At 63.0% G+C, this 12,009-nt stretch carries 9 protein-coding genes; 6 read left to right on the top strand and 3 right to left on the bottom strand.

Annotated features, from left to right (window positions below):
* The first annotated feature begins 139 nt into the window (after nucleotides 1-139).
* Both HMPREF1478_RS00705 and HMPREF1478_RS10060 read left to right on the top strand, forming a co-directional pair.
* The gene (locus tag HMPREF1478_RS00705) at nucleotides 140-1,018 is read left to right on the top strand and encodes a DUF6318 family protein (RefSeq protein WP_016460171.1); all 879 of its coding nucleotides are present in this window, start codon (nucleotides 140-142) and stop codon (nucleotides 1,016-1,018) included.
* 448 nt (nucleotides 1,019-1,466) lie between these two features.
* Complete coding sequence (locus tag HMPREF1478_RS10060) at nucleotides 1,467-1,940, top strand: hypothetical protein (protein WP_232207397.1); 474 nt, start codon at nucleotides 1,467-1,469, stop codon at nucleotides 1,938-1,940.
* 21 nt (nucleotides 1,941-1,961) lie between these two features.
* Here the strand turns inward: HMPREF1478_RS10060 and HMPREF1478_RS00695 are convergent, their stop codons facing one another.
* Nucleotides 1,962-2,834: an EamA family transporter gene (locus HMPREF1478_RS00695; RefSeq protein ID WP_016460169.1), complete on the bottom strand. Its 873-nt coding sequence runs from the start codon at nucleotides 2,832-2,834 to the stop codon at nucleotides 1,962-1,964.
* Nucleotides 2,835-2,980: 146 nt separating this feature from the next.
* Here HMPREF1478_RS00695 and HMPREF1478_RS00690 point away from each other — a divergent pair, with 146 nt between their 5' ends.
* Complete coding sequence (locus HMPREF1478_RS00690) at nucleotides 2,981-3,991, top strand: EcsC family protein (protein WP_016460168.1); 1,011 nt, start codon at nucleotides 2,981-2,983, stop codon at nucleotides 3,989-3,991.
* A 129-nt stretch (nucleotides 3,992-4,120) separates the two neighbouring features.
* Complete coding sequence (locus HMPREF1478_RS00685) at nucleotides 4,121-5,608, top strand: alpha-amylase (protein WP_016460167.1); 1,488 nt, start codon at nucleotides 4,121-4,123, stop codon at nucleotides 5,606-5,608.
* 62 nt (nucleotides 5,609-5,670) lie between these two features.
* Here HMPREF1478_RS00685 and HMPREF1478_RS00680 read toward each other — a convergent pair whose 3' ends face one another.
* Complete coding sequence (locus tag HMPREF1478_RS00680) at nucleotides 5,671-6,489, bottom strand: type III secretion system chaperone family protein (protein ID WP_016460166.1); 819 nt, start codon at nucleotides 6,487-6,489, stop codon at nucleotides 5,671-5,673.
* 107 nt (nucleotides 6,490-6,596) lie between these two features.
* Between HMPREF1478_RS00680 and HMPREF1478_RS00675 the strand changes: the two genes are divergently transcribed.
* Nucleotides 6,597-7,682 (top strand): EcsC family protein, encoded by a 1,086-nt coding sequence (locus HMPREF1478_RS00675; protein ID WP_232207396.1) that lies wholly within the window; start codon nucleotides 6,597-6,599, stop codon nucleotides 7,680-7,682.
* A gap of 65 nt (nucleotides 7,683-7,747) precedes the next feature.
* The gene (locus tag HMPREF1478_RS00670; RefSeq protein WP_016460164.1) at nucleotides 7,748-8,842 is read left to right on the top strand and encodes an EcsC family protein; all 1,095 of its coding nucleotides are present in this window, start codon (nucleotides 7,748-7,750) and stop codon (nucleotides 8,840-8,842) included.
* Here the strand turns inward: HMPREF1478_RS00670 and HMPREF1478_RS10485 are convergent.
* On the bottom strand, nucleotides 8,839-11,826 hold the full coding sequence (locus tag HMPREF1478_RS10485; protein ID WP_016460163.1) for a hypothetical protein: 2,988 nt from the start codon (nucleotides 11,824-11,826) through the stop codon (nucleotides 8,839-8,841). The two genes, HMPREF1478_RS00670 and HMPREF1478_RS10485, sit on opposite strands and share 4 nt — an antisense overlap.
* Nucleotides 11,827-12,009 lie beyond the last annotated feature (183 nt).

The following is a 12,009-nucleotide window of genomic DNA, read 5'->3' as shown; positions in this document are numbered from 1 at the left end:
GGGTGGGAGGATGTGCGTGATGGTTGCGCAGCATTCTTAGTATTTCGTGCTGGTTCTGCGCGTACCCTGAAACAGTAGGGCGCACCTCCAAGGACGGGGGTACGCTGCAGGGCACCTCACCGTGGAGGAGTACAACGCCATGACGGTTCCACCATTATTCGACCACCTCGACACCGAGGACGAGGACCAGCTGCGGCACGACGCCGCACCGCGGGACGCGCTCTTTGAGGCCGGTAGCGGGCCGGGGGTTGGTGACGACAACCCGCCCGCGGGGGCTCATCCCCGGCTTTGGGCGTGGCTGCACGTCGAGCCGTTCTATTGGACGATGCGCGTGGTCTACGTGTGCCTCGCCGCCGGAGCCGTCTTCGCCGTCTACATCAACGGCGTCGCCGAAGGCTGGTGGCACGCATGGGGCGAGAAACCCGGCGTCGCGGCCACAACCCCCGCCACTCAGCCCGCACCCACCGCATCCGCGTCGGCCTCGGGCGAGGCGGCAATGTCGGGCGGCTACCAGATCGGCCCCGACGGCGTCCTCGTGCGGCCAGCTCAGTTTGCGGCGGACACCTACACCCAGCCTGAGTTGCCTGAGGAAGCCAAGGAGAATACCGAACGAGGAGCAGAAGCAGCCGCAGAACACTACCTCGCGCTCCTGATCTACGCCTGGAACACCGGAGATACGCAACCACTGGCGGACATGTCGGATCCTTCATCGGAATTTGCTTCCTCGTACATCCGCGATATTGATACTGCCTATGAAAACGGATGGATTTATGGGACGGAATCAAAAGTTCTACATGTATTTCGCCTTGAGCCGGTTGGAGAAGAACAGGGCAATGTTCAAGCTAACACGATCGGTGTGAAGCTTCAGATTTCCTCGGTCGAAGGTGTGACTTGCCAAGGGCAGAAGATAACCGTCAATAAACATGAATATACGTCCACTCTATCACTGTTCATGACCTGGAAAGATGGACGTTGGATCGAAACACAAGGACGGATGATCAGCGAAAATGAAAAATAAACGCTCAACATTCGTATCCTCAATTGTGACAGTTTCTCTGGCTGCCACGCTTGTAAGCGCGCCTTCTATCGCTCTTGCTGACAGTGAGACTGAGGGAAGATTTGGTTACCACTCAGATGCTGCCGGAAGTGGTGTCATGACATCCCTATGGGACTATCAGAGCAGTACGCTGATGAGTAGCGTCCAATCGTCCCCCGTGTTTACTCCGAAGGATGACACAATCCGTCAGTCCAATACGAGAACGCCCACAGCTGAGGCTGATCACTACGTCGACTGGGCTCACTGTGCTGCTGACTCGCAAGACCCGGATGTCCCTGACTACTTACGCGTCGCGATATGTGCCTACCCTCCGCCAGAACATGGAGAGGACGCCAATCCTCAACGCGTCCCGACGACTCGCGAGATCCTGCTGGCCGCAGCCACTCTCATCCATGCTGACGGTGCGGGTTTGCATAAGCGGCCGTCGAAGGTGTCGTTTACGAACAAGTACATTCCCACGATCGTGGCAGCCACCCACCCCACACAGACCCACACGATCAACCTGCTGGGCCACGACATTACCATCACTCTCAGAGCCACTAGTTACGAGTGGGACTGGGGTGACGGCACCCCGAACACCGTCACCGCCTACCAGGGAATGCCATACGAGAAGGGCATGGACCTGAACAAGGACCCTAGGCTCATCCGCCACTACTACACACCGCCTAACGGGTGGCGCTCGCGCTTTGACGGACCCTATCCCGACGCCACCCGCACCATCACCCTGACCACAACGTGGAGCGGTACAGCCACCAACCCCTTCACCGGCGAGACCCAAACCATCAACGGCCTGGTCACCACGACGGAAACGACCGGCCCCTTCCCCCTCGACCACCTCACCGTCTCAAACACCGACACCTGGGAAGAAAAACAAGGCCACTAGATGGCCGTGCGGGTAAGGGCCTTACGCCACCACCATGGCGACAGTTCCCCCGCACATCAGAGCTAGGCCCAGCAGGTAGCGCCGCGTGAAACGCTCGTGAAACGCGGCGGCTGACACCGCGACGGTCACGAGAATCGACAGCTTGTCGATGGGCACGACGACGGAGGCTGGCCCATCTTTCAGCGCGTGATAGTAGGCCAGCCACGACGCGCACGTCGCAGCGCCCGAGGCGACGATAAACGCCAGCTCGCGGCGGGGGATCGACCGGACCTCGCCCATCCGCCCCTGCGCGCCAACGATCACCCACGCCATCGCCAGCACCACGAGGGTGCGCACCGCCGTCCCCAGCGTCGGATCCACCCCCGAAATGCCGACCTTCCCGAGGATCGACGTCAACGCGGCGAACAGCGCGGATGCCAGCGCGAACGTCAGCCAGCTGCCACCCCCGCGCAGCGCACGCGGCAGGCCTGAGAGGTCGGAGGGCTCCACCATCAGAAGTGTCCCCACCGTGATGACGACGATTCCAAAGCTGCCCCACAGGCTCACAGGTTCGCCCAGTAAAACGAGCGCGAGGATGATCGCCAGGACCGTCGACAGCTTATCGATGGGGGCGACGCGGGAGACATCCCCTCGAGACAGTGCCGCGAAATAGCACAGCCACGAGGCCCCCGTCGCCAACCCGGACAACACCAGGAACAGCGCAGATGTCCCGTCGATAGAGGTAACGCCGGAAGCTGTTCCCGTCAGCGCCGCCATACCCCACGCCCCCGCGGCCACGACGACCGTGCGCAGCGCCGTCGCGACGGTCGAGTTCGTCGACGCGACGCCCGCCTTAGCCAGGGCCGAGGTTAGTCCCGCAAACAAGGCAGACAAGCAGGCCGCGAGGATCCACATGAGATCAGCGTAGGCCCGACGCTGACGTGTGCGCACCTGAGAATAATGACGGTGTGTCATGGGCGCCAGATCGCAGAAAAAGTACGTTATAGTTGTCGCGTATCTAAACCTCGTGTTGAGGTGACAAGGCAGTGTAAAGGAACGATATGTGGGGCGTCCCCAAGAATCTTGGTGCTCATAGTGAATTGTTGCGAAATTCCCGGGAAATCGAGCATGATGCAAGCAGTGCTCATTTGCCTGCTGATCAAGGGAATGACGTCGAAGAGCATGCGATCGAGTTCCTCAAAAAGATCGTGCGTGTGCCCGGTGTCCGCATCAGCCGCGACGATTTCCTGCGCCAGGAACTGCGTGAGCGTGGCGTGCCCGAAGAGGTGATTCGGAGCGCGATCAACACTAACCCTGCGTTCGCGGGCATCTCCCTAGCTGATCTTGACAGGCTGGCTGACCAGGTGATCTCCTACGAGACGAATAAGTCCGCTGCCATCTCCTTCGCTGCCGGGCTTCCCGGTGGGTTTGCGATGTTCGGGACGATCCCTGCGGATGTCACGCAGTACTACGTGCATGCCTTCAGGATTGTGCAGAAGCTCGCGTACCTCTACGGCTGGCGTGAACTGCTCAGGGCGAAGGAAGATGTGGACGACGAGACGATCGGTGTCATTGCCATCTTCTTTGGCGTCATGCTCGACGTTGAAAACGCGGCCATGTCTCTCGCGTCTTTCGCGAGTTCGACCGTGATGAACACTGTTAAAAAACAAGTGACCAAGCAGCTTCTTGTGAAGACCTCGTGGTATCGCGCTGTCAAAAAGACCTTGCGCTCGATCGGCGTCAATCTCACCAAGAAAGCCTTCAATCAGGGATTCTCAAAGGTACTCCCTGTCATTGGCGGAGTTGTGTCGAGCGGTTTGACTTTTATGTCGCTGCAGTCGCAGTCATCTCGATTGAAAAAACACCTGCGAGAGCTTCCGCCTCCCGGTATCGACAGCGAAATGTGGAAGCAAGTACTTGTCGCGGCAAACTCTGTTGAACACGAACAGAGTTTCTTGGCGGCTACCGATGCAGCATTCCAAGGGAGAGTTGGGGTTGCTGCAGTTGGTGTGGTGAGTGCAGCGTCGGGTGTTACGAGCGGCGTCAAGAGCTTCTTCGGTCGTCGCGGATAAGGGTCTTCATTGACGAGGCCGGGGCGGGGTGTGCGTGGCAGCGCAACGTAGCCCCGGCCTCGGCGCAGTGTTTAACGGGCCACTGTTTCCTATTTTTTCAGCCCCGGGAGAGGGAAAACCTGCCACCATATGCGGGTGAATGAGACGACGAAACCGGCCCTGGCCTCGTCCCAGACCGAGGCGGGCCCTCTGATCTTGCAGGCATTCGCCTGGGACATGGCACCGGACGCCAGCCACTGGCGCTACCTCGCCCAGCACGCACGGGCGATCGCGGACCTGGGTGTTACCATCATCTGGCTGCCGCCCGCCTACAAGGGACATGACGGCATCGATGACGTCGGCTACGGCGTCTACGACCTGTACGACCTGGGCGAGTTCGACCAGCATGGCTCCGTGCCCACGAAGTATGGGACGAAAGACGAATACCTGGCCGCCATCGAGGCCCTGCATGAGGCGGGAATCGCCGTGTGCGCCGACATCGTCCTCAACCACCGCATGGGTGCTGACACGACCGAGACCGTGCGAGCCACCCCGATCAACCCCCAGAACCGTCATGAGGCCATCGGCGAGCCCGAGATGATCGAGGCGTGGACCCGCTTCACGTTCCCGGGGCGCGCGGGCGCGTACTCGGACTTCACGTGGGACTGGACGTGCTTCCACGGCATCGACTGGGATGAAGCCACGAAACGCAACGGCCTGTGGCTGTTCGAGGGCAAACACTGGAACGAGTCCGTCGACACGGAGTTCGGCAACTTCGACTACCTCATGGGCTGCGACGTGCACGTCACCGAACCCCGCGTCAGCGAGGAGCTGGACCGCTGGGGTCGCTGGTATGTCGAGACGACCGGCGTGGACGGGCTGCGCCTGGACGCCGTCAAGCACGTGGGATCGGACTTCTACGCCCGCTGGCTCGAAGATCTGCGCGCCTCGACGGGCCGCCGCCTGCCCGCCGTCGGCGAGTACTGGAGCGGTGACGTGCGCGAGCTCGAGGACTACCTGGAGCGAGTCCCCAACGTCATGCTCTTCGACGTCCCCCTGCACTACCACCTCCACGACGCGTCGGTGTCGGACGGCAACGTCGACTTGTCCCGACTGTGGGAGAACACGCTGACGGCGTCCCATCCCGACCAGTCCGTCACGTTCGTCGAGAACCACGACACCCAGCCCGGCCAGTCGCTGGCCTCAACGGTTGCCCCCTGGTTCAAGGCGGCCGCTTACGCCATCATCCTCTTCCACGAGGCTGGGGTTCCCTGCATGTTCTGGGGTGACCTCCTCGGTTCTCCCGAGTCTGACGACCTGCCCGCCGTGCGCGAGCTGCCGATCCTCATGGGGATCCGTGCCCGCGCAGCCCTCGGCCCGCAGCACAATGCTTTCGACGACGCGGACGTGGTCGGCTTCGCCCGCGAAGGCAAGGAAGAGATTCCCGGCTCCGGATGCGCGGTCATCCTCTCCGACCGGATGGCCGCCGAGAAGACCCTCTACGTGGGGCAGTGCCACGCCGGCGAGGAATGGGAATGCGTCATCGGTGGCCACCCGAGCGTGCGCGTCGCGGAGGACGGAACCCTCACGGGCGTGGTCAGCGACGGCGGCCTCAGCGTCTACGTGCCGCGCGCCTGAGCGCATCACACGCCCCGGCCTCGTCCATGGTGACGAGGCCGGGAAACGTGTGCGTACGAACGCTACTCCTGGGTGCCACCCAGGGCGGGAATACGTTCGATCTGGTCCTTGAAAAAGGCCTCGGCCGACGCGACGAAACGCTCGATGCTGGTCGAGACCTGCGCGTCCGTGAGCCCGTAGCGGGCGGTGACGAACTGCTCGGCGCACAGGCGCTGACGGCCGTCGTCCAGCGACGCCACGTAGACCTTCGGCCACGTGGTCGCCCCGTTCCAGTCATTGCACGCCTGAATGAGGCGCTGACGAAGCTCCATCGACACGTCCTCGGGGATCGCGGCCCACATACTCAGGTCCGTGCCATCGTTCGCGATCGAAAAAATGAAATAGCCGCGCCCGATACCCATGTGCAGGCTCTGGTCTTCCACCCTGTAGTTGAAGTCGTTACGGTCGAAGTAATCGATCAGCCGTTGCACGTTGAGCGGACGCACAACGGTGCGGCGCGAAATGGCGGCCTTGCACTCGGCGATGATTTCCGGCGCGTCCTCGTTGGTCGGATCCATGGCGACGCACTGTTCCAGGTACGTCAGCGCGCTCTCCTCCTCGTCCTGCCAGTACAGGGCCGTGCCAATCCGGTAGTACCAGCGTGGGTCAGCCATGCCTTCAGCTTCGACGCTGCGCAGCAGCTCGATCGCGTGCTTGATGTGATCGCGGAAAGAATCCATGTAGGGCTGCGCGTAGTTAATGTAGGCGCGCGCCAGCAGACTCGTCAGCTCGTAATCCATCGCCGATGGGGGCTGCCCCTCGATGAGCGCGATGATTTTTTGGTGTTCCTTCTCCTCGTGCAAGAGATTAATCTGGTCGATAAGCGACGAGCGAGAATCCACGGAATCTCCTTCAAACGATGCCGAATGTGACTGCCTGATCACAAGCATAACAGGGCGCGTGTCGGCTTTGAGCCGCTGATGGACCGCTCGCTGTGTAGGCTGACAGGATGGAGCAGACCGGCATGAATGAGGACGACGTGAACGACGACCTGCGTGCGCGTATGAGCGAGGCCGACGCCGCCCAGTGGGACGAAATCCAGCAGTGGAAAGCCTCCCAGCTGAGCGACAAACGCCCCCGCGCTATCACGCAGAAGATGAAGTCGGCAGCCCTGGCTCCGGTGGGTAAAGCAGTGTCCATTGCGCGCAAGGTTCCCGGCGGGGAAGCACTGACCCGAACCATGTCATCCGCAGCCCTCGGACTGGTCGAGCTGGCTGCCTCCGCATCCGAGGCCTCGGTGCGCCGTACGCGCATCCTCAAGGCTTATCGCGCAGCCGGACACGACGTGACAAGCCTGCGAGACATCCGCTCTCTGCCCCTCGACCAGGTGCTCGTGGTCAAGCCTCGCCTGAGCCTCGCATACTCGGGTACGGCAGCCGCGGAGGGGGCGGTCAGCGGCGTGTTCGCCTCCGGCGGCTCTCTCGCCGCTGTGCTCGGCATGGGCGTCGCGTCGGCACCCGGCGTCGGTGTCACTGCCTCGGCGATGGCCGTCGATATTACGACCTTCCTGGCAGCGGCCACGCGCCTCGTCGCCCACACCGCTGCCTACTACGGCTACGACTCCGAGGATCCCTCAGAACGCCTCTTTTCCACGATGGTGCTCTCCCAGGCGATCGACCCGGCCGGCAGCGGGCGTGACTTCGTTGTCGAAAAGCAGGCGACGATGCTCGCCTTCAACCAGGTGATGCGCGACCTCGCGCGCAAGGGATCCCTCGAATCGCTCGGCGGAAGTGCGATCGTGAGCGCCATGAAATCACTCTTCTCAGCGATGGGCGTTCGTCTGGCCAGCCGCAAGCTCGCACAGATCGTTCCCATGGCCGGAATCGTGGTGAGCGCTGGCCTGAACGCCGCGCTCATGCGCACCATCGGGGACACGGCCGACCATCTGTACCGGGAGCGTTTCCTGGCGGAGCGCTACGGCCACGTGCAAGCGAGCGGCGCGTCGACGGACCTCATGCCGTCAACCGGGCCTCAGGAGCTGAGCGTCGACGTCGCGCGTTACGTCGAACTCGCCGAGGCCGAGAGTCGCCCGTAGAGGAGTGGCAGTCCCACTTCCTCTGTGGCGTGGGCCTCTTTTTTGTAACCGTGTAGGCTTGGGGTATGACGGATCAGCCGGAGGAAGAGAACAGCGCACGCGACGATATTCGGCAGCGCATGACCGACGACGATCGTGCGCAGTGGGATGCGATTCAGGAATGGAAGGCCGCTCAGGTCAACCCTCGCAGTCCTCGAGTCATCACCCAGCGCATCCGTTCGTACGTGCTCACCCCTTTGAAAAAAGTGGTTGGCTTCGCGGGCAAGATGCCCGGCGTTGCTGCGGTTGCCGGCTGGATCTCATCGGCTGTCCTGGGGCTCGTCGAGAAGGCGACATCAGCCGCTGAATCCTCGGTTCGACGCGAACGAATTGTGAAGGCGCATCGCAGGGCTGGCAACGACGTGGAGTGTCTCGAGGACATCCGAAACCTGGACCTGGCAGAGATCCAATTGGTCAGGCCCCACCTGAAGGTGGGATATGCCGCCGTTACCGCGACGGAAGGAGCGGTGAGCAGCGTATTCGCGACGGGAGGGGCGGTTGCGGCCATCCTCGGTCTGGGCATCGCTTCGGCACCCGGTGTTGGCGTGATTGCAGGGGCCATCGGACTTGATATCGCGACTTTCCTGGCCTCCTCTGCGCGCCTCGTGTCACACACGGCTGCGTACTACGGGTATAACACGAAGGATCCAACGGAAAAGCTGTTCTCCGCGATGGTTTTATCCCAGGCGATCGCCCCGCGAAGCACGGCTGATGACCATGTCGTCGAGGAGAAGACCTCGATGCTTGTGTTTAACAAGGTGGTACGCAAGCTCACCAAACGCGGATCGATGGAGAGCGTCGGGAACAATGCGCTGACCGCATCCGTGAACTCTCTCTTCGCGGCCCTCGGAGCGCGTCTCGTCGGCATAAAGATGGCGCAGATCCTGCCGATTATCGGCATCATCGTCGGCATGGTCCTCAACGCCTCCCTCATGCGCACCATTGGCGTGACCGCCGACCATCTCTACCGTGAACGTCTTCTGATCGAACGATACGGACAGGACGACTCCGCGTCCGATCGTGAAGAAGCAGACGATGAAGAGGATCTGGATACGGAAGTCGCGCGCTACATCGAGCTCACCAAGGCGGAAAACGCCGCTAGAGCGCCCCGATTCGGTTAGCTCCTCGAGTTCCAGTTCTGCCAGTCGTTCCAGTCGTCGTCCTGAGCGTCGACCGAGATCATCGGCATGCGCGCGGACGAGGCTTGGTCCTCGTTCTCTGCTTCGATGGCGTCGTTGTGGTCCTCACGCTGCTTGCGGCGCTTGCCCCAACCCCAGCGCTTGCGGCGCTTTGACTCGCCTTCCTGCTCACGGCGCGCCTCCTCATTCCACGAGAATTCGGAGTTCCAATCTTCCTGGAATGCGGCGGGCACTGCCGGCGCCTGAGGCGTGGCGGACGGGCGTGGGTCGACCGGGGCCTGGGGCGCCTGGGGCATGGGCGGCGTCTGTGGTACGAACGGAGCCGGGGGCACGGCCGTCTGAGGCTCCTGTGTACGCGTGACCTGAGGCGTTGTCGGCACGTACGGCGCGGCCGGGGCAGCGGGAGCGGCTGCCTGTTCGGGGGCAACAGGTGCGGTCTCGGCGCGTGTCGTCGCAGACCAATCGAAGGAATTCACCCGGCGGACACGAGGAATCTGGGCTGTCGGGAGCTCACCATCATCGATCACGGGATCGAACGAGGCCTGCTGCGTAGGCTCAGGTTCCGGCACGGGTACGGGAGCGACGACGGGTTCAGGCTCGGGTTCCGGCTCGGGCTCGGGGACCACGATGGGTTCCGGCACGGGTTCGGGCTCAGGTTCGGGCGCGACGACGGGTTCCGGTTCCGGCTCGGGTGCGGGTGCGACGAGGGGTTCGGGCTCGGGGACCACGATGGGTTCGGGTTCCGGTTCCGGCGCAGGTTCGGGGGCCACGATGGGTTCCGGTTCCGGCGCGGCCTGTGGAATCACCACGGGTGCGAGTCGCGGAACAGCAATATGCGTCGGCGTCGGAATTGCCTCGGGCTCGGCTGCGGGAGCGACGATGGGTTCGGGCTCGGGCTCCGGTTCGGGTACGACAACGGGTTCCGGCTCGGGTTCGGGCTCGGGAACGACGATCGGCTTGGGCTGCGGAACGACGATCGGCTTGGGCTGCGGAACGACGATGGGCTCGGGCTCCGGTTCGGGTACGACAACGGGTTCCGGCTCGGGTTCGGGCTCGGGAACGACGATCGGCTTGGGCTGCGGAACGACGATCGGCTTGGGCTGCGGAACGACGATGGGCTCGGGCTCCGGTTCGGGTACGACAACGGGTTCCGGCTTGGGCTGCGGAACGACGACGGGTTCGGGTTCCGGCTCGGGGACGACAACGGGTTCGGGCTCGGGCTCAGGCTCGATAACGGGCTCGGGTTCGGGCTCGGGCTCGATAACGGGTTCCGGCTCGGGGGCCACGATGGGTTCCGGCTCCGGCTCGGGGACGACAACGGGTTCCGGCTCGGGCTGGGGAATCGCAATGGGTTCCGGCTTCGGCTGGGGAATTGCGACAGGCTCAGGCTCAGGTGCAACGGCATGCTGAACCTTCGGGATCAGCATTGTCGCGGGAGCATCGTCCTCGTCTACAGGCGGAGCCGGAACTGGGACAGCGGCAGGCGACTCGCCACGCTTGCGCTCGGTCGCCTGACGATCGTGGTGTGCCTCGGCCTCGTGCGTGACGGGCACGGGCGTCGAGACCTGGTCAGTGGAGATGCCACGGGCAGGCGTCGGAATATCCGCAGGAGCAGGAGCAGGAGCAGGGGCAGGAGCGGGAACGGGATCGGCCGTGGCTGCGGGCGCATAGCGATCGGTGCGACGCTGAGGGGCACCGGTAACCGCAGACGCGTCCTGGCCCTGTGGGACAGCGGGAGCATAGTGTGGAGCAGATGCACTCGGCTCCTGCGCCATCGGCTGCATTTGCTGTGTTGGCTGCGCAGGGAAAACGGCGGGGCGGTGCCCGTCGCGCGAACGCCTACGCTTCGGAGGCTTCGCTGCCTGAACAGGGGCCTCGGGCGCGGGAGCGGCAGGTTCGGGACGCGACTTGTGCTGCCAGACAAAGCCGGTATCACGCGGCTTGGGCTGCGGAAGCGACGCGAGGTCGGGTGTAGAGGAATCGGTCGTAGAGGGGCGTCGCGCCTCCTCGGGCGGGACCGCCTCCCCGCGGCCCTGATTCATCGCGGGGACGGCGCTCGCCTGTGTCGACATGCCGGCGGCTTGCGCCGGAGCGTAAGGCCTCGAGGCCTGCGTCCCCTGAGGCGTGGATGGGCGACGTGCGGGGGACGGAGATGCGCTCTGTCCTGCGCCCTGGTTGGACTCCTTCGAGCGCTTCGAACGAACCATGTAAATGACGATGACGACGACCAGCACGATGACGATGAGGCCGACGATTAAGCCGATCAGAAGCCCGAGAGAGGGACCCGAAGAGGAATCGGAATCGGAATCGGACGAGGCGGGGGCTGAGCTGGCGGAGGGCGCTTGACTGCCGGGAACAGGCGTTGCGCCCCACGGATCCTTCAGAGCGTTCGCTCCGGCCGCCGCGGACGGATTCCCGCCGGCGGCAAGTGTCCCGTTCACCGTGATGACCTGCGGGACAGTGCCCGTCCACGTCGACACGGAGAGTGCTCGTCCCTCGTAGGTTGTCGCAGAGGTCGCTGCGCCCGATGTTGCAGACTGCACTTCGCCCTCGACGCTTAAAGACACGGATGCGAAAGTGAGGGAAGCGCCGAACGTTTTCCGATACGTGGCAAGGGTCTGGTCGGTGCGAGCGGAGAGCACGAATGTTCCCGAGTCATGGAGGGTGAACTCGGATTCATCCTGGGCGCGGGTGTACATCAGCTGCATGTGGCAGACGGTGGCATCGTCGCGCGTCACGAACTCGACGTGCTGGTCCGTGGAACTACCCGCGTATGGTGTGCATGCGGATTCGCTCATCGTCCGGGAGGGATCGACGACGGTCAAGGTGTCGACGAGCTGGCCGTCCTTGGTTAGGACGTATGCCTCCGATAGGGTCGGGGCGTCCGCTGCGTGAGCGCCGAATACAACCGTCGACGTGATGAGCAAAGCCCCGAGCGTGGCGCACAGGGCGCGAAAGAATCGCATGCAGTCCTCCTGATATGAACCACTCGATTATCGTCTGTTCGTGGATACAAAGCAACGAGGGGCGCGAGTAGTGATCTAGCCTGACCGGTCGTCAGATAAAAGTGTGGGAGCTGTCAAAGGTATGCGTCCCGTATTGACAAGGTGTGAACGTGTCCTGTCACGTAGTATGACAGGTATCTACCT

It is taken from the genome of Actinomyces sp. HPA0247 (assembly GCA_000411415.1).
Taxonomy (GTDB): domain Bacteria; phylum Actinomycetota; class Actinomycetes; order Actinomycetales; family Actinomycetaceae; genus Pauljensenia.
Note: the sequence above shows the minus strand (reverse complement) of the source record. Positions and strands in the feature narration are given on the sequence as shown.

Coding starts and splice junctions, on each gene's coding strand:
- HMPREF1478_RS10485 (WP_016460163.1), bottom strand. CDS start 11,826: ATGCGATTCTTTCGCGCCCTGTGCGCCACGCTCGGGGCTTTGCTCATC.
- HMPREF1478_RS00705 (WP_016460171.1), top strand. CDS start 140: ATGACGGTTCCACCATTATTCGACCACCTCGACACCGAGGACGAGGAC.
- HMPREF1478_RS00685 (WP_016460167.1), top strand. CDS start 4,121: ATGCGGGTGAATGAGACGACGAAACCGGCCCTGGCCTCGTCCCAGACC.
- HMPREF1478_RS00670 (WP_016460164.1), top strand. CDS start 7,748: ATGACGGATCAGCCGGAGGAAGAGAACAGCGCACGCGACGATATTCGG.
- HMPREF1478_RS00675 (WP_232207396.1), top strand. CDS start 6,597: ATGGAGCAGACCGGCATGAATGAGGACGACGTGAACGACGACCTGCGT.
- HMPREF1478_RS00690 (WP_016460168.1), top strand. CDS start 2,981: ATGTGGGGCGTCCCCAAGAATCTTGGTGCTCATAGTGAATTGTTGCGA.
- HMPREF1478_RS00695 (WP_016460169.1), bottom strand. CDS start 2,834: ATGTGGATCCTCGCGGCCTGCTTGTCTGCCTTGTTTGCGGGACTAACC.